The 20,419-nt window shown below is 45.4% G+C and carries 14 protein-coding genes; 9 read left to right on the top strand and 5 right to left on the bottom strand.

Annotation, left to right across the window (positions count from 1 at the left end):
* Positions 1 to 26 precede the first annotated feature (26 nt).
* The gene (locus tag ACFQZI_RS19225; RefSeq protein ID WP_377145408.1) at positions 27 to 770 is read right to left on the bottom strand and encodes an SDR family oxidoreductase; all 744 of its coding nucleotides are present in this window, start codon (positions 768 to 770) and stop codon (positions 27 to 29) included.
* A gap of 98 nt (positions 771 to 868) precedes the next feature.
* Here ACFQZI_RS19225 and ACFQZI_RS19220 point away from each other — a divergent pair, with 98 nt between their 5' ends.
* Positions 869 to 1,225, top strand: a complete 357-nt coding sequence (locus ACFQZI_RS19220; protein WP_377145406.1) for a winged helix-turn-helix transcriptional regulator — start codon at positions 869 to 871, stop codon at positions 1,223 to 1,225.
* A 30-nt stretch (positions 1,226 to 1,255) separates the two neighbouring features.
* Here ACFQZI_RS19220 and ACFQZI_RS19215 read toward each other — a convergent pair whose 3' ends face one another.
* Complete coding sequence (locus ACFQZI_RS19215) at positions 1,256 to 2,755, bottom strand: DEAD/DEAH box helicase (protein ID WP_377145405.1); 1,500 nt, start codon at positions 2,753 to 2,755, stop codon at positions 1,256 to 1,258.
* Positions 2,756 to 2,969: 214 nt separating this feature from the next.
* Here ACFQZI_RS19215 and ACFQZI_RS19210 point away from each other — a divergent pair, with 214 nt between their 5' ends.
* On the top strand, positions 2,970 to 3,491 hold the full coding sequence (locus tag ACFQZI_RS19210; protein ID WP_377145403.1) for a hypothetical protein: 522 nt from the start codon (positions 2,970 to 2,972) through the stop codon (positions 3,489 to 3,491).
* Positions 3,492 to 3,515: 24 nt separating this feature from the next.
* Here the strand turns inward: ACFQZI_RS19210 and ACFQZI_RS19205 are convergent, their stop codons facing one another.
* Positions 3,516 to 3,755: a hypothetical protein gene (locus tag ACFQZI_RS19205; protein WP_377145401.1), complete on the bottom strand. Its 240-nt coding sequence runs from the start codon at positions 3,753 to 3,755 to the stop codon at positions 3,516 to 3,518.
* A gap of 97 nt (positions 3,756 to 3,852) precedes the next feature.
* Here ACFQZI_RS19205 and ACFQZI_RS19200 point away from each other — a divergent pair, with 97 nt between their 5' ends.
* Together ACFQZI_RS19200 and ACFQZI_RS19195 are read left to right on the top strand one after the other, a co-directional pair.
* Positions 3,853 to 4,107, top strand: coding sequence for a hypothetical protein (locus ACFQZI_RS19200; RefSeq protein ID WP_377145399.1), 255 nt, complete (start codon positions 3,853 to 3,855; stop codon positions 4,105 to 4,107).
* A gap of 242 nt (positions 4,108 to 4,349) precedes the next feature.
* Positions 4,350 to 5,201 (top strand): hypothetical protein, encoded by an 852-nt coding sequence (locus tag ACFQZI_RS19195; protein WP_377145397.1) that lies wholly within the window; start codon positions 4,350 to 4,352, stop codon positions 5,199 to 5,201.
* Here the strand turns inward: ACFQZI_RS19195 and ACFQZI_RS19190 are convergent.
* Entirely contained in the window at positions 5,198 to 5,362 is a 165-nt protein-coding gene (locus ACFQZI_RS19190) for a hypothetical protein (RefSeq protein ID WP_377145395.1), read from the bottom strand. The two genes, ACFQZI_RS19195 and ACFQZI_RS19190, sit on opposite strands and share 4 nt — an antisense overlap.
* Positions 5,363 to 5,438: 76 nt before the next feature.
* On the opposite strand from ACFQZI_RS19190, the gene ACFQZI_RS19185 reads away from it, so the two are divergent.
* Entirely contained in the window at positions 5,439 to 6,308 is an 870-nt protein-coding gene (locus tag ACFQZI_RS19185; protein WP_377145393.1) for a glycoside hydrolase family 25 protein, read from the top strand.
* A 66-nt stretch (positions 6,309 to 6,374) separates the two neighbouring features.
* On the top strand, positions 6,375 to 6,665 hold the full coding sequence (locus tag ACFQZI_RS19180; RefSeq protein WP_377145392.1) for a hypothetical protein: 291 nt from the start codon (positions 6,375 to 6,377) through the stop codon (positions 6,663 to 6,665).
* A gap of 46 nt (positions 6,666 to 6,711) precedes the next feature.
* Here ACFQZI_RS19180 and ACFQZI_RS19175 read toward each other — a convergent pair whose 3' ends face one another.
* The gene (locus ACFQZI_RS19175) at positions 6,712 to 8,829 is read right to left on the bottom strand and encodes a tetratricopeptide repeat-containing sensor histidine kinase (RefSeq protein ID WP_377145390.1); all 2,118 of its coding nucleotides are present in this window, start codon (positions 8,827 to 8,829) and stop codon (positions 6,712 to 6,714) included.
* Between the two features lie 185 nt (positions 8,830 to 9,014).
* Between ACFQZI_RS19175 and ACFQZI_RS19170 the strand changes: the two genes are divergently transcribed.
* From ACFQZI_RS19170 to ACFQZI_RS19160, 3 genes are all read left to right on the top strand, one after another.
* On the top strand, positions 9,015 to 9,359 hold the full coding sequence (locus ACFQZI_RS19170) for a hypothetical protein (RefSeq protein WP_377145389.1): 345 nt from the start codon (positions 9,015 to 9,017) through the stop codon (positions 9,357 to 9,359).
* A gap of 303 nt (positions 9,360 to 9,662) precedes the next feature.
* Complete coding sequence (locus ACFQZI_RS19165; protein WP_377145387.1) at positions 9,663 to 16,379, top strand: amino acid adenylation domain-containing protein; 6,717 nt, start codon at positions 9,663 to 9,665, stop codon at positions 16,377 to 16,379.
* Positions 16,380 to 20,417, top strand: coding sequence for a non-ribosomal peptide synthetase (locus ACFQZI_RS19160; protein WP_377145385.1), 4,038 nt, complete (start codon positions 16,380 to 16,382; stop codon positions 20,415 to 20,417).
* The last annotated feature ends 2 nt before the right edge of the window (positions 20,418 to 20,419 follow it).

Here is a 20,419-nt window from a genome sequence, read left to right as displayed (position 1 = left end):
TTGTTTACTTCATTTATGGTCGCTGGTTATTTCAACCCATAGTTAAGGTAGCCACCGTCGGCAACTAATTCGGTACCGGTAATAAAACTTGCATCGTCAGATGCCAGGAACAATACTGTTTTAGCAATTTCATCGGCATCGCCCAATCGTTGTAAAGCGGTGGCAGAAGCTAAATAGGCTTTTGCTTCGGCAGGTACGGCGTATTCTAAACCGGGTGTTTGTACAGGGCCCGGGCTAACAATGTTAACGCGTATCTTTCTTTCTGCCAATTCATTAGCCGCTATCTGTGCAACCTTATTTAACGCGCCTTTAGTGGCAGAGTACACACTTGTACCCAGGTTTGAAGCTGTTGCCACTGTTGAAGAAGTGAACAATACTGATGAACCATTTACCAAATACGGCAGCAGTTTTTGTAGCGTAAAAAAGTGGCCTTTTACATTAGTGTTAAATTGTGCGTCGAAATCGGCCTCGGTTACCTGTTCAATTGGCGCAAATACCGCTATGCCCGCATTCAGGAACAATACATCTAACTTGCTGCCGCTTTCGGCAATTGCCTTTTCCAAAACAGCAATGCCTGCCAAATTTGATGTATCAGATACCACTGGTTTTAAATTGGGGTTGTTGATCTCTGCCGATGCCTTATCTAAATTTTCGGCTTTGCGGCCTGTTATCCAAACGGTTGCACCCGAGTTTATAAATGCTTTTGCTGTAGCTAACCCAATGCCTGTGGTCCCGCCCGTGATAACTACGTTTTTGTTTTTAAAATCCATTTTGATATATTTTATTTAATGCAAAATTAGAGATGTATATTTATTTTAGTTACTTTGTAACAAAAAGTAACAGTAACTTTTGGGTAACAAAGTAACTTATGGCTAACAACGCGTGTGTTGCAGAACACAAAAAGGAATTACTGGCCGTGCATGACGCAATGGACGTGCTGAGCGGCAAATGGAAAATAAATATTATCTCCTCTATCTGCTATAATAACAAAAGGAGGTTTTCGGACATTTTGAATGATGTAAACGGCATTTCAAATAAAATGCTGAGCAAAGAGTTAAAGGAACTGGAAACTAACAAGCTAATAAAGCGCACAGTTTTGGATACGCAGCCCGTATCTGTTCATTACCAGTTAACCGAGTACGGCAAAACCTTACAAACCATTATCAGCAACCTTGCCGAATGGGGAATTAAGCACCGGCAAGCATTTAAAGATGATTTTAAATAATATGTACAAAAGGCCCTTCTTTTAAATGCTTTACACGGCCATTTTTTGCACCTGCCTGCGTTGCATAATTTTTTGCACCAGTACTTTTAGTTTGTTATTATAGTCTTCTATCAGCCAGTCGCGGTAGTTTTTGGTTACTTTGCCAAGGCATTTAGTGTATTGTTTAACCCGCCAGACGATCTCTTTTTGCAGTTCTTCGGTAAGCTCCATGGCTTCGGTAACCGAGGTCGCGTTTTCTACACACATATGTACGTGTTGTTTAATAGAATCGCGCATAACAGTTTTAGCTTTTTGCCCGTTCGCGATAGCATCATCATAGGCTTGCTGCACATCAAAGGCAATTTCGAGGCTGTTAGGGAATTTCGCGCGCGAATCAGACGGCATACTGTGCGCCTCTTGCGTGGCCCTTGCGCTAAATACCTCATAAAACGCTTCCGGATGGTGAAATACTTCATCCCAGGCAACAGGCGCATGCCATTCGCCAAAGCGGTCGGTATTATTACCCAGGTCAATAATAGAAAAGGTTTTCTTTTGCGGCAGCCTCCTCGATCCGCGGCCTATCATTTGATGATATAGGGTGAGGGAGGTGGTAGCCCTGTTTAAAATAACAGTTTGCACGGTTGGCTCGTCAAAGCCGGTGGTAAGGATAGATACCGAGCTAAGTATGGCACCTTTGGTCTGTTTAAACCATTTTAAAATAGCAAGGCGTTCGGCAAGCGGGGTTTGGTTATCCAGGTGGCGCGCAGGGTAGCCTGCATCTTCAAACAATTTGCAAACGTTGCGCGAGGTAAATATGCCGTTATTAAATATCAGTGTTTTTTTGTTTTTGGAATGCGCTTCGTAAGCATGCAACAATAGGTCGAGCATGGCAGGGGAGGAGTACAACTCGTCTGAAGTACTTACCGTAAAATCGCCGTGGATGCCCGTTTTTAGTGTATTCAATTCTACATCGTAACGCCAGTTGGTAGGTTTGGCCAAATATCCCTGGCTTATGAGGTCGCTAATGCTTTCGCCGGTAATAAGTTCATTATAAAACTTGCGCATAGGCAGGTTAATGTCCGAGCTAAGGGGAGTAGCCGTAACCCCAATAACGCGCGCGTGTTGAAACTTACTAAGCAGTTTCTGAAAGGAATTGTGATGCGCCTCGTCAATTATAACCAAACCAATATCTTCTGTACGAATGAGTCCGTCGCGGATTCGGTTCTTCAAAGTTTCTACCATGGCCACATAGCAGTTTTGCCCGGTGTTACGTGCTATCTTTTTTACCGTACTGTTAATTACCTTGTTGTTAATGCCAAGCTTTTTTAACGTAAGCGAAGTTTGGGTACAAAGCTCCAGCCGGTGGGTTAGTACAATAACCTTTTTATGATAAGTTTTCAAAAAACGATCGGCAATGGCCGAAAATACCCTTGTTTTACCCCCGCCGGTGGGCAGTTGGTATAGCAAGCGGTAGTTGGGCTCCGCATCTTTAAGTTTATCAAATATGTTGTTCAGGTCGCGTTCCTGGTAGTGGTATAAGTTATAATCCATTATTTGTATAACCAACAGGAACCACTATTGTTGCGAAATAAAATATATTAGTAATTAACAAAATTATAAAGGTTTTTTTTCTTCGCTAATTATTAAGCCTTCATAAACCTTTAAATATTACAAACAGGATAACAAGGAATGCGTTGTAAAATAAACCGTTACAAGTAAATGTATAGCCATTTAGGTGAGGTGAAATGACTTTAACAAGTATTGTATGAAAAAGATATTAGTATTCGCTGCACTATGCTTAATAGCCTTTGCTTTGCATGCGCAGACTAAGCAGGAAGTTTTAAAGATATTTTGGCCAACGGAATACCATTGGAAAATTGGCTCTAACCAGCAAACGGCTACCCAGCAAATGGTAGAGATAATCCCCGCGAACCAAACTTTGCAAAACTGGTCTATCATAGGGTCGATGCTGGTGCTAAAGGGTGCAAAGAAGCCGCTTGCCCAAATACCTCCGGTACTTCTGGCTCAAATGAAAAAGCGTGCTAAAGATGCCAAACTGATGGTTATTGAACAAAGCCAGACCAACGGTTACAACTGGATCATGTTTAAGATCCAGTCGCCGTCATTTATAGATAGTACTAAGCCCGAGTCGCAACTCTATTATGTAATACAGGGTAGGTCGGCATTGTTTATAAACTTTGTGGCTATTAAAGAGGCAGCATTGTCGCCTTTGTTCTTAGAAAAATGGGCCGTAATTTTTAAACGAAGTAAAATAACATTGAAGTAAGCATGCGCTTGGTAACCGGTAACGCTAAACCGCAATTTGCAGGTCGTCCAGGTAGGGTAATACAAAAAGGGTATGTTCAAAAGCGCGGAAATGTGTAATGAGGTGGCTGCGGTCGTCAAAAAAAACTTCCACATAAAAGTTGTCGAGGTTATAAAGCCTGATGTAATGATGATCGTTAAGGCGGTCGGCTAAAAATGTACCGTTTAAAACAGCTTCTGTTTTTTCGTGGTATCCTAAAGCGTTAAATTTATCCGAGGTCATCATTGCTGCAATCTTTTATAGTCCGTTCATGGTGAGGATAATACAAAATGCGTGCCTTGTTTATAAATAAACAAATGGGTTTTTAAATAGTTATAAACACATGGAAAGTTATCAGATAGCGGTTACAAAAGATACTGAAACACATCAATTCGAAATTGGGGAATATCCGCACCATGAAGACGGGCGATGCAAGTACCGGGTATTTGAAAATGGCGTTTATGTAGCCAGTTTTGAACCTGATGCACACCACCTTCTGCACATTTGCCAAAACCCCGGCCATGTGGAAGAGGAGATTCTACACTTACTGGCCGATAAAATTGAAGCATATCATCCAAGAACTACATCGGATGATTGAGCGGCGAGTATTTTGTACTTTAATAAGGTGATTTTTTTTGCAGTTGATTATATTTATAAGGTCTAATCTGAACCTTTATGTTTCGCCTCTTTATATCTGTTTTATTAATAATGGCAGTTTATGCCAGCGCTTTTGGGCACTCGTTAACAAAACACGAGCGTAGACATCATCTTAAAATAAAGATCCCATCTAACTGGATCAAAAAAGTTCAACGATATAATTTTAAGGATAACAATGCGATTTTGCTAAGAGAGTTTGACGGATTTTTAAAACCAGATTCTTTATTTATCCCCGATTTTGATGAGAAGATAAATAAGACAGCGTCTGGTTTCTTTAGCCCTCTCTTTGCGGACTTAGATAGTGATGGGACGAGCGAATTGATATGTCTGTTAGCCTGGGACGAAAATTATCCTTCAATAGCTGTTATTAAAAAAATTGGGCCCACCTGGTATTTACTTTACCTCGAAGATTTCTATATGTTCTATTCAAGCCCGGAACTTTATGTAGGGAATAGCTCTTCAAAAAATAAAACATTTTGTGTTAGAAAGGTGTATAACCGTGGTTCGGGCGTTTACGAGGATGGGTATAGCTTTTATAAATTAATTAACAACACAGTGTATCCCTGCCTCGATATTGTAAACGATGCGCATATAGTAGGTTGGGGGTTAAATCTTAATCAAACGGTATCATCCAAATTTAGTTTTAGAGGAGGGAGGAATGATGATATTTGGGTTATGTATAATTATAATTTTTTTGCCGGCCCCATAAACAACGGCGATTGCGGTTGGTGTTCAAATGAAGAGGTTTCAATAGTAAAGGGTGAAAAAGGTGTAAATTACATTTGGGACAATAAACTCCATAAATACAAAAGGGAGGTGTCCAGCTATAGGACATCACTTGAAGATTTAAGCGATCAAAAGATAGCTTGTTTTAGCGATATGGGTAACGATAAGCTTTTTGTACGGGCATTCCGTGATGAAATAAATGAAACACTCAAAAAAGGAACGCGGGAACAGAGAGCAATAACGCGCAAATATCTTTCAATAGTAAAACGGGAAGTTAGGCATAATCAAAAAAGTAAACCAAATAATTAATTATTCCCCTTTTCAGGTGGCAATTCATCCGGTATTTCATCAGGGCTTTCTTCGGGCACTTCCGGCGTTTTCGGGTCGTTTGGTTGTTGTATTTCAGGAGCATCCTTTTTAACCGGCATTTCCTCCGGCTCGTTGGGGATGGTTTGGTGTTTCTTGCTCATAGAGCATTAACATTCCCACACATGGCTTTGTTTGGATTTACCCGGCCCCGCTTACTCAAAATACTTACTTTTGAGCGTGCCTGTTAAAAAGAAAACCACCTCAACTGTTAAGCGGAAACCTGTAGCCAGGAAAAAGAAAAGCAAGGCGCCTTCGCGTTCAAAATATTACCTCATTGCATTGGCTTCTTTGTTGCTTTTATCTCCGTTTTACTATCCTTACATCATTAAAACCATATCGTACACATGGCGGTGGGTAAAAGATATTGGGCAGGATAATAACTACCGCACCTATAAAAATTTCGGCATTAAAATACCATCAAATTACGAGGTTCACGGCATTGATGTATCCTACGCCCAGGGTAAAATAAACTGGCCAAAAGTAGCTGCCATGGAAGAGGATGGCGTGCGCATCCGTTTCGCGTTCATCAAAGCTACCGAGGGCCTGCTTACTGTGGACCCATACTTTAAACGTAACTGGAAAGAGGCTAAGAACGCGGGTATCGCCTGTGGCGCGTATCATTTCTTCCGCCCTAAAAAAAGCGGATTATGGCAGGGGAGGTTCTTCGTTCAAAATTCGTCTATTGAAAGCGGGGGCCTGCCACCAGTTGCAGATGTAGAGAGGCTGGATGGCAAAACACCGGCAGCCATGCGTAAAGAGTTGCAGGAGTTTTTACTTTACGTAGAGAACAAGACGGGCGAAACGCCCATTATTTACACCGGCATCAGCTTTTACAGGGATTACCTGGCCGGATATTTTGACGATTACCCGCTGTGGATAGCACACTATAACCGCGATAAGCTGGATGTTAGCCCGCGCACCAACTGGAAGTTCTGGCAGCACTCGGAAACGGGACGGGTAAACGGCATAAATCATACAGTAGATTTTGATATTTTTAAAGGTGATAGCCTGGCGTTTAAACGCTTTATTACTGGCGGCAATCGCTAATGTGGTTACATATATACTAATACCTATATTGCACCGTATTATATACAATTAAAAACCCCATAATAAATGAAATACGTAGCATCGCGCCTGTCGGAAGGTAACAAGATATTCCCGGCAGAGATCATAACCGAAGAGAACGGCATTACCATTAAAATACCCGGCCTGTTTAGCGGCGACACCACTACCATCGCTTACGACAGCATATCGGCAGTGGAGATTGATACACCGCTTATAGGTTACTCAACCATCAGGTTTTATCACAGCGGTAACAAGGTAGAAGCACATGGCTTCAGCAAAAGCGATGTGAAAGAAATTAAAGCCTTTATTGAGCAGGGGCGGAATCGCTCGAGAGCATAACACAAAGCCCCTTAGTTGATGCTAAGGGGCTTTGTGTTAAAATAACCTATATCTTATCAGCAGGTAGCTCAAACCAAAAGGTAGTGCCTTCGCCAACCTTGCTCTCAAACCCTATTTCTCCTTTATTTTGGTTTACCATATCCTTGCAGAGTATCAAGCCGAGATGGTTGCCCTTTTCGCCTTGGGTGCCGGTGCTTAGAATGTGGCCCAGGTTAAACAGTTTCTCGCCCTCCTCGGCGCTTATGCCGGGGCCATTATCTGTAATGGTTACTATAGTGCGGTTGCCTTTTACTGCTGCATTAAAGGTGATTTTATCGCCAACGTTGCAAAATTTAATACTGTTAGATAGCAGGTTACGGATGATCAAATTGATCATATCCCTATCCGCGTAAGCCATCACATCGGCAGGGGCCAGGTTGCTTACCATAAGTTGTTTTAACGCGATGTTGCTTTTAAACAGGTTGATATTTTGGTTAATGCTATTGCTTATATCAAACTTAACTGGGTTTACCTGCATGCCGTCCAACTGGTTTTTAGACCATTCTAACAAGTTATCTAAAAATTCGCCGGTTGTGAGAATGGTATCCTCCAGCCTTACCAGTAATTCGCCAAGTTCTTTTTCGCCAATATCACCCTCGCGGTAAATACCCAGCAGGTTTTGCAGTGTGCTTAACGGGCTGCGCAGGTCATGCGATATGATGGAGAAGAATTTATTTTTAACATTGTTAAGCCTTTCCAACTCAATATTCTGCGCGGTAGATAACTCCATTTGCGCGTTTATTTCCTTGTTAAGCATAGCCAGTTCCTGATTTATGGCGGCTATTTCTTCTTTTTGTTTAACAAGCAATCGGTTAGTGGCCTGTTTGCTTTTATTACGGCGGTACAGGATCCATAAAAATAATATAGCAGATAGCAGTATAACCGAGGTGGCAATAATTACGGCGGTGTACTTGTTTAATCTTACCAGGTAATCAGAATTTTGTGCCGATATGTCCTGGTTGCTTTTTTCCAGTCCCGCGTTTTCGCTCCGCACCCGGCTCATCTCTATCAGGGTAATGTCCTTTAAGGTTTTTTCTTCCTGCAGGCTATCTTTAGTAAGCACATATTGGGTTTGATACTCGAGGGCGTTTTTAAGGTCGCCTTTATTTTTGTAGGAAATCACCAGTTTTTCCATCGCTTCGTTGGCAACGCCCTTAGCTTTTATAGTGCGGGCTAAGACAAGAGCTTGCAAGGCGTTATCAATGGCTTTATCATATTGTTTGCTGCCGTTGTAAGCATCGGCGATAGAGTTTAACACGTTTGCTTCGATGTATTTATCGCCAAGCACACGCATATTTGCCAATGCACTATCAAGATTGGTCAAGGCGTCGGTATACTTCATTTGTTGTGTAAACGCCCTGCCAAGTCCCATGCGGGCAAGGCCTATACCATTCAGGTCCCCAAGTTTTTGGCGAATGGCCAGGCTGCGATTAAAATGAACAATAGCCTCTTCGTTTTTATGTTCGGCCAGGTAACAGTTGCCTACTGAGTATACTGCAGAGGCAATGCCCATTTCATTTTTACTGATGATATAGCCAGATAGTGCCTGGTTAAAATAAGTGCGGGCAATATCGGTACGGTCCATATCATAATAGATAGAGCCGATGTTAGTGTAGCATTGATTAGCGCCAAGCGGATATTTTTTCTCTTTATAAATAGCCAACGCTTTAAAGTAATTATTTATAGCCTCGCGCGGGTCACCTAACCGGTTATAAGCAAACCCTATATTTGCCATAGCACGGGCGGCGGTTAACTTACATTCATATTTTTGGGCATGATCGTACCCCAGGTTAAAGTAATAAAGTGCACTGTCTATTTTACTGCGGATGCCATATGAGATCCCCATTTGCACATAGGCATCGGCAACAAGTTCCTGGTTGTTTAACTTTTGGGCGAGTGTTTTATAAACATTCGCGTAGTAGAATTTTTTTTGAGGATCGACGCTGGAGTACGCGCTTGCAAGTTTTACAAGTAAGCTTAAGCGCGCTGTATCCGGCATGGTTTGTTTAAGCCGTGCTTGCAACTCATTTACTTTGGTTATTTGAGCAACAGATAGCTTTGCGGAGAGCAACAGCGCCAATAAAACCAGTTTTGCAAGCCTGTTTGTACTTAAAAGGTCAGGCATCAAGATGTAGTTTAATAATTTCAGGTAAATAACAGAGCAGTTACCACTAATTGCTATATTATCATAAGGTAAATATAGTTAAATGCGCATCAACTAACAATACATTCTCATAATTGCATACACATAACCGTAGAGTTTTCAAACTTTATATATGCGGCATTGTAATTATTGATATATATTGTAGCATGAAAAAAATATTCATTCTTTTTGTTGTTTTAGCTGCTTTCTCGCTTAAAACATCAGCGCAAACCTTTAGTGCCGAAGAGTTTAAAGCTAACCTCGGTAAAACTAAAACCTTGTGTGATGTTGTATCATCTGTAAAAATATTTAGCGATACACTAACGCTTATTAATATGGGTGGCAATTATCCAAACCAAAAGTACACCATTGCCGTAAAAGGCAATAAAATAACGTTAGACTGGGCTAATTTGAAGGGAAAGACCATGTGTGTTACCGGCGTTTTCGAGATGCACAAAAACCGCCCCGAAATAGTTGCGGCCCAGCCCGGGCAAATTGAGTTTAAGCCATAAACATCCCTGCGGTTTTTATGTAAATTTTGGCTGTGGCAAATTGTTGCGGATAGGTTTTAACATGCCTGCAAAGTGCGGTTTCATATAAATAGCTGTTGTTTGCCTTAAATGCATCTTGTTAACCATGTGTTATGCGGAATTAGTTGCCAGGCAATAATTAAACCTATGTTTAAATGAGTTTTAGGTGAATTTTTTGCTTAGAGTTGTTAACCTAAAGGATAGAAATTTATATCTTAAAGCCGGGAAAAACGGTATAAATTAGAAAGAGGTTATCGGTAAAGATAGACCTACGAATAAAGTTTAATGGATATTCTTACTGATAATAAGTACAATGATATTAAAGCAGATGATGTGTTTATTCATCATTTGTTTGAGTTGCAGGCATTACATCATCCTGATTCCATCGCGGTGGAATTTGGTTCTGATCAAATCACTTATGCCGGGCTTAATGCCAAAGCCGATGCACTGGCAAATGCCATTGTCGCCTCCTCACCAAACTCTTTGGTTATCGGTGTAAGCGCCACCCGTTCTATTGATACTATAGCGAGTTTGCTTGCTGTTTTTAAAACAGGTAAGGCTTATTTGCCTTTTGATCCAACCTTCCCAACAGAACGCTTACAGGATATTGTTGCCGATTGTGGGATGGATACCATCCTTTCGCCCGCTAAGGACGAGGTTGTTTTTGGCGCGATAGTTCCCAACGTTATTATATCAGATAAACCTGTTGATGCCCCCGCCCGCACCGGCGACTGGCTCAAAACAATGGTTGCTTATATTATTTATACCTCCGGCTCCACCGGTAAGCCAAAGGGTGTTTGTGTGGGCCATTTGGGGGTGATAAACCTTATTAAGTGGCATAACCGAATTTCACCGTATTTGGGTGTGGGCCATAAAACCCTGCAGTTTTCTCCGCTCATCTTTGATGCATCCGTGATGGAGATTTTTTGTACGCTGTGCATAGGCGGTACGCTGGTTTTGGTTGAGGATGAGACCCGCATCGACCCTTTGAAATTATTGAAATATGTGGATGAGCATAGGGTGAATCGTATCAACGTGCCCTTTGTTGCCCTGCAATATTTTACCGAGGCTGCCGATGCTGAGCAGTACTTCCCGCAATCGTTACAGGAAGTGATAAGCGCCGGCGAGCAGTTGAAAATTACACCGCAGGTTTTGCGGTTTTTCCAGGCGCTGCAGGGTTGCGTATTCTACAATATGTACGGCCCAACTGAGGCAAGCGTGTGCAGCACCGCCCTAAAAATGGAAGGCCCCGCCGTAAACTGGCCGCTGCTGCCAACCATTGGCAAAGCCATGGATAACGTAACCATCCATATGCTGGATGAGCAACTAAAAGAAGTTGCCTACGGCGAGCAGGGCGAACTTTGCATCAGCGGCATTAACCTCGCTTACGGCTACCTGAACCGCCCCGATCTTACCGACGAGAAATTCCTGAACTGGACGGATGCCAAAGGCACCCCAATCCGCATATACCGCAGCGGCGATCTTGGCCGCTACCTGCCCGATGGCAATATAGAATACCTTGGTCGTAGAGACACACAGGTGAAAATTCGTGGGAACAGGGTGGAGGTTGGCGAGATAGAAGTGCTGCTGAGTCAATTGGAAGGCATCCAGCAATCTGTAGTGGTTGCCCGCGAGGACGTGCCGGGGCAAAAGCGTTTGGTGGCTTACTTGGTGTCATCGGGTGTGAAGAAGGATATCGCCTCTTTGCGTGATGCCATAGAACAAAAACTGCCCGACTATATGATGCCATCGGCATTTGTTTGGGTGGATGGTTTTGCCAAAACTACCAGCGGCAAGATTGATCGTAATGCACTGCCAGCACCGGATACCCAAAGACCCGAACTATCGGTGCTCTACAAAGCCCCCGTTACCACTGCAGAAAAACACATCGCCCCGCTTTGGGCCGAGCTATTGCAACTAGACAAGGTGGGCATATACGACAACTTTTTTGAGTTGGGCGGTAACTCCATCCTCGCATTAAAAACGGTAGCGGCGCTAAAAAAGCTGCACAACTACCGCTTGCCCATAACCAAGCTTTACCAATATCCAACGGTGAACGGTATCGCCGCGTTTTTAGAGGGCAACAAAGTGGCAGCCAAGATCGCTACGAAAAAGAAAACCAGTAATCAGAATAACGATATAGCCGTAATAGGCATGGCCGCCCGTTTCCCGGGAGCGAACACTATTACCGAACTTTGGGAAGTACTGACCGAAGGCCGCGAAACGACATCCTTTTTTACGGATGAAGAGATAGATCCAAGCGTGCCATATGTAGTAAAGACGGCCCCTAATTATGTAAAGGCCCGGGGTATTGTAGAAAATACCGAAGGTTTCGACGCAGCGTTCTTTGGTGTTAACCCAAAGGTTGCCGAACTGATGGACCCGCAGCACCGCGTGTTTTTAGAACTGGCCTGGGAAGCACTGGAAACAAGCGGCCACCTGCCCGGTAAATATGATGGTACTGTCGGCGTTTTCGCGGGTGTGGGCAACAATACCTATTACACCAACAACGTCATATCCAACACAGATAAAATTGAAAATATCGGCCGTTTTATGACGGCTACCATAAATGAAAAGGATTACGTAGCTACGCGCACTTCTTATGAGCTTAACCTCACAGGCCCTGCTGTAAGTGTTCACTCTGCCTGTTCAACATCACTGCTGGCGATTGCGCAGGCGGCGGATAGCATCCGCAACGGGCAATGTACCGTGGCTTTGGCGGGCGGTGCATCAATTAGTTCGCCTATCAAAAGCGGGCATCTGTACCAGCAAGGCACCATGCTCAGCGCCGATGGCCATTGCCGCTCGTTTGATGCCGATGCCGATGGCACCGTGTTTAGCGATGGGGCAGGTGTTGTGGTGCTTAAAAGTCTGGAAGAAGCCGAGCGCGACGGCGATACTATTTACGCCGTTTTAAAAGGCGTTGGCTTAAATAATGATGGTGGCGGCAAAGGCAGTTTTACTGCCCCAAGTGCCGCAGGCCAGGCAGGTGCAATCGCCATGGCTATCGCCGATGCGGACATTGACCCGGCAAGTATAAGTTATGTGGAAGCCCACGGCACGGCGACTTCCTTAGGCGACCCGATAGAAATTGAGGGATTGAACATCGCCTTTGGCAACCAAGATAAAAAGCAATACTGCGCCCTGGGTTCTATAAAAAGTAACATGGGCCATTTGGTGGCCGCGGCAGGTGTGGCGGGTTTCATAAAAACTACGTTAGCGCTTTACCATAAGCAGATCCCGGCTACGCTGCATTTTAAAAAGGCTAACCCGAATATCGATTTTGAGGATAGTCCGTTTTTTGTGAATACCCAACTTGCCGATTGGCAGAGCGAAGGCAAGCGCAGGGCGGGGGTAAGTTCGTTTGGCGTAGGCGGTACCAACGTCCACGTGGTGCTGGAAGAATATGCATCCGCAAAAAAAGAAACCGCTGAGAGCAAGCCGGTAAGTTTAATTAATTGGTCGGCAAAAACGGCTACCAGTGCATCTAAATGGGCGGATAGGTTGTATTACTATTTACAGGCAAACCTGGATACTAACATAGCCGACATAGCCTTCACCCTGCAAACCACCCGTACAGATTTCAAAGAGCGCAACTTTATACTGGCGACCGACACTGCCGACCTGCTCGAAAAGCTAACCAAATTTAAACGCGATCCATCCAACTCAAAAACGCTTAAAGAAGGGGCAAGCGAGATCGTCTTTATGTTCCCCGGCCAGGGCGCGCAGTATCTGAACATGGGCCGTGAGCTTTATGCGCAGGAGCCTGTGTTTGCGGGTGCGGTGAATGAGTGTATCGCCCTGCTAACAGGCACCGGGCATCAGGATCTGCTTGAAGCAATTTACGCCGATGCATCCGCGGAAGCGACAGAAAAATTAAAGAATACATTTTATACTCAACCCGCAATTTTCATCACCTCTTATGCCATGGCTAAGCTATGGATGAGTTGGGGTGTAGAGCCGTCGGTGTTTGTGGGGCATAGCATTGGCGAGTTTGTGGCCGCGCACTTCGCAGGCATAATTAGCCTTGCCGATGCCATCAAACTGATAACCGAGCGCGCGAGATTAGTAAGCGGGGTTGCCGAGGGCGATATGCTTTCGGTACGCACCAATGCTGCCGAACTGGAGAAGATGCTGCCGGATAATTTATCCCTCGCCGTGGTCAACAGCAACAAGCTTTCTGTTGTAGCGGGCGAGAAAAGCGCCGTTGCCGATTTTGCGAAAGTGTTGGAAGAGAAAGGCATCCCCGGCAGGTTGTTGCAAACCAGCCACGCCTTCCACTCCGCCATGATGGATGATATTGTAGCGCCGTTTGAGGAGATCGTGAAAACAGTCAAACTTAACGCGCCGGTTAAACCTATCGTATCAACCGCCACAGGCAACTGGCTAAGCGCCGCTGAAGCTACCGACCCTGCTTACTGGGCCGCGCACCTGCGTAAAACGGTTCGCTTTGCGGATGCTATTGACACCCTGGCACAGGAAGATGGCAGGCTTTATTTAGAGGTTGGTCCGGGCCGTACGCTGGCAACCCTCGCCGCGCAACAAACTGCAGATAACCCTGTGGCTACCGTTGTAGGTATTGATGTGGCTAATGATCAGCCCGAATATCAATCGGTAATAAAAGCCCTTGGGCAGCTTTGGCTTAACGGGATAGAGCCAAATTGGAAGGCTATTTATAATGGCGAACGTAACAGTTTAAACCTGCCTGCCTACGCCTTTGATCATAAAAAATATTGGGTAGAACCTGTGGTATATAATCAGACAGGAACCGTAAATTACCAACCGGAAGAAATTATGCCGGATGAACCAGAACCAAACACAGCCGAAAATATTATACAGAATAACCTAATGAGAAAAGATTTGCTGGCCGAAAAACTCTACGGGATCTTTGAAGATGCCTCGGGCATTGAAATTGGTAAAGATGCCGCCGACCTGAGCTTCCCCGAAATTGGTTTCGACTCGCTATTGTTAACGCAGATAGCTACCAACATCAAAAAAACGTTTAACGTACCGGTTACCTTCAGGAAACTTTTTGAGGAGTACAATTCTATCAACCTGTTGTCTGATTTCCTGGATAAAAACCTGCCTGCCGGTGTGTTTGAACCAGTTGCCGCAGCGCCGCAACCAAAACCCACTCAGCAATCCGTTTACAACGCGACAATTCCGCAGCCTGTGCCTATGCAGGGTATGTCCTTCGCTCCAACAGGTGGCAGCGAAATGGCACTGAATATGATCAGTCAGCAATTACAATTGTTAGCCACCCAGATAGCGCACTTGCAGGGTGGAGAAGTAAGAACAAAACAGGTTGTTCTACAACCGCCGCCTATACCAAACGGTTTCTCGCCTAACCAGTTAAAAGGCGAAACCGTTGCCCCGCCTGCATTAGCCCAGGAGCCTGACATCAGCCCTGAGGAGTTGGTGGAGATCAAAAAGCCGTTTGGTGCCACAGCCCGTATAGAACGTAAGGTGCAGGAGCTTGATGATAAACAGATGGCGTTTTTGGTTCAACTTACAAAAGATTATAACGAAAAAACTAAAAAAAGCAAGGAGCAAACCCAGCAGCACCGATCATACATGGCCGACCCAAGGGTGGTGAGCGGCTTTAGGCCGTTGACTAAAGAAGTTGTTTACCCTATTGTGATCAACCGTTCTAAGGGCAGCCGCCTATGGGATGTGGATGGCAATGAATACATCGACGCGCTGAATGGTTTTGGCTCTAACATGTTAGGCTATCAGCCGGATATTTTAAAGGAAGCCGTTATCAAACAGATAGATCTGGGTTATGAGATAGGCCCGCAGCATGAGCTTGCCGGCGAGGTTTGTAAAATGATGTGCGAGTTCACCAATCATGATCGCGCCGCGCTTTGTAATACAGGTTCTGAAGCGGTGTTGGGCGCTATGCGCGTTGCCCGTACGGTTACCGGTCGCTCGCTTATAGTAGCGTTCAGCGGCTCGTACCATGGGATTATGGATGAGGTGATCGTCCGCGGGACTAAAAAATTAAAAACCGTGCCTGCTGCCTCAGGGATTTTGCCCGAAAATGTGCAGAGCATGCTGATACTGGACTACGGTACGGATGAAGCCCTGCGCATTATCCAGGAACGCGCGGACGAGATCGCGGCCATATTGGTAGAACCCGTGCAAAGCCGCAGGCCGGAGTTCCAGCCGATAGAGTTTTTGAAGAAATTAAGGGGCGTTACCGAGGATGCCAAAATCTGTTTGGTGTTTGATGAGGTGATCAGCGGGTTCCGGTTCCACCCCGGTGGAACGCAGGCCATCTTCGGCATTAAGGCCGACTTGGGTACATACGGTAAGGTTATTGGCGGTGGCATGCCTGTAGGCGCCATCTGCGGCAAAGCCGAGTATATGGACGCGCTTGATGGTGGTTTCTGGGAGTATGGTGATGAATCGGTGCCCGAAGTTGGGGTAACTTACTTTGCCGGTACCTTTGTGCGCCATCCGCTTGCATTGGCAGCTACCAAAGCATCGCTACAATACATGAAAGACCGTGGCCCGGCGCTTCAGCAAAAACTGGATGGCCTGGCTACCCGTTTAAAAGCCGGCATTGAGGCTACCTGCGCCAAAGAGAACTTGCCGCTTACCGTGGTTGGTTACAGCTCGTTATGGCGTTTGAAGTTCCTTGAAGACATTCCTTACAGCGAGTTGCTGTTCACGCTGATGCGCTGGAGAGGCATCCACATCCTTGATGGTTTCCCTTGTTTTATGACGGATGCCCATACCGAGCAGGATATCGATACCATGATAGCTGCCTTTAACGCCAGCATTGATGATATGATAGCCGCCGGATTTTTCAAAGCGCAAAATGGCACGCCGGTTGTATCTTTAGCTACGCCGGCATCAACGCCATACATCACCAACGCCAGCAACGCGCCTGTTGAAGGTGCTAAACTTGGCCGCGATAAAGATGGCAACCCGGCATGGTTTGTAAAGGACGAAAATAACCCCGGTAGGTACATTCAGATAGATCTCAATATTAAATAGTTGGAGCAAACAGTAACATATATCCCTGAAGTCAACGCTGATGAGTTCGACCCGTTTGCAGGGCCGGAGATACTATTGGTTGCGCCCGCCACCGAGCCGCAGATAGAGATCTGGACATCGTGCTTAATAGGGGGGAATGACGCCAATTGTGCTTATAACGACTCAGCAGCTATTGTTTTGACCGGCGCTTTCGATAAAGCCGCTATGGAAAATGCTTTGCAGGCACTGTCTGACAGGCATGAAGCTTTGCGCACGGTTTTCAGTGCCGATGGCGCCAACATTATTGTTTACAATAACCCCGAGATCAATATAGATTACCACGACCTGTCGGGGCAGGATGATGAGCAGAATAAGCTTTTCATCAAAAATTATAACCGCCAGCTGGCCATCACACCCCTTGACCTGGTGCGTGGCCCGTTGTTCAAGGTTGCAATATTGAAGCTCAATTATGATGAGCACCAGGTGATTATGCTGATGCACCATATCGTGTGCGACGGATGGTCGGTGGGTATCATTATGCAGGATCTGAGTAAACTTTACTCGGCTTTTGCAAAAGGCGAACAGCCCAAACTGCCGCCTGCACCTCAATTTAGTCAGTATGCTATTCAAGAAATTGAGGCATCTTACAGTGCGGAATATAAAGAAACGGAACAGTACTGGTTAGACCAGTTTAAGGGCAGTAACCACCTGCTCGACCTGCCTACGGATAACCCAAGACCATCACCGCGAACCTACAAAAGCACCCGCGCCGATTACAGCCTTGATGCGGATTTGGTAAGCGATTTGAAATTGCTGGCCCGCAAAGCCGGAACAAGTTTTGTCTCCACCGTTATGGCTTCGTTCGAGGTGTTTTTGCACCAGGTAACGGGACAAAACGAGATCATCATCGGTTTGCCGGCCGCGGGGCAATCGGCCACAGGTAACTTTGGTTTAGTTGGGCATTGTGTTAACCTGCTGCCGCTTACGAGTTTCCCGAAAGGTGAGCAATCATTTGTAGAATATCTAAAGGAACGTAAAAGCCCTGTGCTTGATGCCTACGACCATCAGCAATATACTTTTGGCAGTTTGCTTAAAAAGCTGAACATCCCAAGGGACAGCACGCGTTTGCCGCTTATCCCGGTGGTTTTCAATATTGATATCGGGATGGATGATGGTATCAGTTTCCATAACCTGAAGCACCGCTATATCAATAACCCGAGGGAATACGAAACCTTCGAGATCTTCCTAAACATTACCGACCATAAGGGTACATTGACCTTCGAGTGGTCGTACAATACACAGATCTTTGAACCGGAAACCATCAAACGTTTCATGGACGAACTGGAGCACCTGTTGCGCAGCGTAGTGAAAACGCCGGATACCCCGATTGGTAATCTCGAGGTGATGAACGCAGCCGGGATCCGCGAGCAACTCAACAAATGGAACGATACCAAAGTTGATTATCCGAAAGAGAAACCGCTCCACCAGATCATCAGCGAAACGGCTGCTGCTTACCCGAATGCTATAGCGTTAAAGTTTCATAACAAAGAACTTACTTATAACGAGCTTAACCGGCAGGCCAACCAACTGGCGGCTATTTTAATAGAGAACGGAGTAAAGGCAAAAGATAAGGTCGCGGTATCGTTGGATAGGTCGGAGCAATTGGTCGTCGCATTGTTGGCAATCATCAAAGCCGGTGCAACCTATATCCCGCTCGACCCGATTTTCCCCATCAACCGCATCAATTACATGTTGGAAGATTCGGCTGCGGTAGTGCTTTTAACTTCTGAAAATTATCGGGGTAAATACGATTCGAAAGCTAAAGAGCTTATCCTTGATGAGATCTGGGGCAACCTTAATAACTACGCCGATGCAGACCCTGCTGTTGATGTCACAGGTGAGGATCTCATCTATATTCTTTATACCTCGGGCTCAACCGGACAGCCGAAGGGAGTGCAGATAAAGCACCACAACGTGGTGAACTTTTTGTACAGCATGCAAAAGCAGCCGGGTTTAAGCGATACCGATAAACTGCTTGCCGTCACCACCGTCAGTTTTGATATTGCCGGCCTTGAGCTTTGGCTGCCACTGATAACAGGCGCCCAAATTGTACTTGCTGATGCCACTACCGCGAAGGATGGGGTTGCGTTATTGGATCTCATCCGTAAGGAGAAAATCACCGTAATGCAGGCCACTCCGTACACCTGGCGCATTATGTTGGAGGCGGGTTGGAGCGAACGCGAAAAAGTAAAAGTGATTTGCGGGGGCGAAGCCCTGCCGATGGACCTGGCGCAGCGCATCCTTGAAAAGGCCACTTCGCTTTGGAATGTTTACGGCCCTACGGAGACTACCATTTGGTCGACACTTAAAGAAATTACGGCCGACGATGGTTTTATCAGCATTGGTAAACCGATAGATAATACGCAGGTCTATATTTTAGACCAGTACCAGAATCCGCTGATAGCGGGTGCTGCGGGTGAGATTTACATCAGCGGAGAGGGTATTGCCTATGGTTACTTAAACCAGCCCGGACTAACGGCGGAAAAATTCGTTCCAGATCCGTTTTCGGACGAACCGGGGGCGAAAATGTACCGCACAGGTGACCTGGGCACTTTCACCGCGGACGGTAACCTGACGTACCTCTCGAGAATAGACGCGCAGGTAAAGATCCGTGGCTACCGTATCGAGACGGGCGAGATAGAATTTAATCTTGTTAAAGAGGATTTAATAAAACAAGCCGTAGTTGTAGCCCGTGCTGATAACAATGGCGTGGACAAACTGGTCGCCTACATCATTCTCAAAGATGACCTGCCGAAAGACGGCGACCACAGCGAAATGATTCAGCAGTGGCGTAGCAACTTACGTAATTCGGTTCCGGATTATATGGTGCCCGATAACTTTGTTGTGATAGATGCCATGCCGATGACGCCAAACGGAAAGGTGGATAAAAAGGCCCTTGCCGCCCGCGACATCGCGACAGCGGATACCGTTAATTATGTTGCCCCGCGTACCGACGTGGAACAAATGGTAGCCAATATCTGGAAAGAATTTTTAGGCATTGAACAGGTTGGCATCCACGATAACTTTTTTGAGCTTGGCGGCCACTCGCTGATAGCCGTACAGGTAATGGCAAGAATAGAGAAGGAGACCGGCAAACGCCTTCCGCTGGCTATTTTATTTGAAAATTCTACGATAGAAAAGCTCTCGCTAATGCTGGAGCTGGATGGCAAATCCATCACCTGGGATTCGCTGGTGCCTATTAAACCTACCGGGACCAAGATCCCTATTTATATTGTACACGGTGCCGGCCTAAACGTGCTGCTCTTTAATACACTTGCCAAACATATGGACGCCGAGCAGCCTGTTTACGGCCTGCAGGCCAAAGGTTTGAACGGGGTAGATGAACCCCTAAGCAAAATGGAAGACATTGCTGCGCACTACGTATCGGCTATTTTGGCGCAAAATCCAACAGGGCCTTACGCCTTGGCAGGCTACTCGTTTGGTGGGATAATAGCCTATGAAATGACCCGGCAGTTAGAGGCGCTTAATAAAGAGGTTCGCATGCTGGGTATGTTTGATACCTACGCCTATCGTACACCTTATTACGACCCGTGGTTAGTGAAGAATGTAAAACGAGGCCTTTATTTTGGCCGTAAAATATGGCACGCCATGCTTTTTAAAGATGGCTTTACTAAAACTATAACTACACGCGCAAAAGCTGTTGAACGTGGTGCTGTAAGGCTTTTGTGGAAACTAAAATTTGGTACCGAGCAAAAGCAGACCGGCTTTTTTGGTTATGCCAACAAGATAGATGAGATGAACAACCTGGCTCAAAAGCATTACAAAATAATGCCTTATGATGTATCGATAGAGTTGTTCCGCGCGGAAACACGCTCGTTTTACCTGGACGATTATATTTATATGGGATGGAAGCCTTACGCTTTAAAGGGCGTTAATATTCATAATGTACCGGGCGAGCATAACACCATATTTAAGGAGCCTAATGATAAGGAATTTGCCCGCATATTGCAGGAATGCCTTAACAAGATTAACTATTAAGC

The sequence above is a fragment of the Mucilaginibacter lutimaris genome, assembly GCF_042676625.1.
In the GTDB taxonomy this organism is placed as follows: Bacteria; Bacteroidota; Bacteroidia; order Sphingobacteriales; family Sphingobacteriaceae; genus Mucilaginibacter; species Mucilaginibacter lutimaris.
This window is presented reverse-complemented; position numbering and strand designations above follow the sequence as displayed.

What these genes read in the sequence shown, in the direction of transcription:
- ACFQZI_RS19165 (WP_377145387.1), top strand. Translation starts at nt 9,663, where the DNA reads ATGGATATTCTTACTGATAATAAGTACAATGATATTAAAGCAGATGAT.
- ACFQZI_RS19210 (WP_377145403.1), top strand. Translation starts at nt 2,970, where the DNA reads ATGAAAAAGATATTAGTATTCGCTGCACTATGCTTAATAGCCTTTGCT.
- ACFQZI_RS19175 (WP_377145390.1), bottom strand. Translation starts at nt 8,829, where the DNA reads ATGCCTGACCTTTTAAGTACAAACAGGCTTGCAAAACTGGTTTTATTG.
- ACFQZI_RS19205 (WP_377145401.1), bottom strand. Translation starts at nt 3,755, where the DNA reads ATGATGACCTCGGATAAATTTAACGCTTTAGGATACCACGAAAAAACA.
- ACFQZI_RS19190 (WP_377145395.1), bottom strand. Translation starts at nt 5,362, where the DNA reads ATGAGCAAGAAACACCAAACCATCCCCAACGAGCCGGAGGAAATGCCG.
- ACFQZI_RS19180 (WP_377145392.1), top strand. Translation starts at nt 6,375, where the DNA reads ATGAAATACGTAGCATCGCGCCTGTCGGAAGGTAACAAGATATTCCCG.
- ACFQZI_RS19215 (WP_377145405.1), bottom strand. Translation starts at nt 2,755, where the DNA reads ATGGATTATAACTTATACCACTACCAGGAACGCGACCTGAACAACATA.
- ACFQZI_RS19225 (WP_377145408.1), bottom strand. Translation starts at nt 770, where the DNA reads ATGGATTTTAAAAACAAAAACGTAGTTATCACGGGCGGGACCACAGGC.
- ACFQZI_RS19170 (WP_377145389.1), top strand. Translation starts at nt 9,015, where the DNA reads ATGAAAAAAATATTCATTCTTTTTGTTGTTTTAGCTGCTTTCTCGCTT.
- ACFQZI_RS19200 (WP_377145399.1), top strand. Translation starts at nt 3,853, where the DNA reads ATGGAAAGTTATCAGATAGCGGTTACAAAAGATACTGAAACACATCAA.
- ACFQZI_RS19220 (WP_377145406.1), top strand. Translation starts at nt 869, where the DNA reads ATGGCTAACAACGCGTGTGTTGCAGAACACAAAAAGGAATTACTGGCC.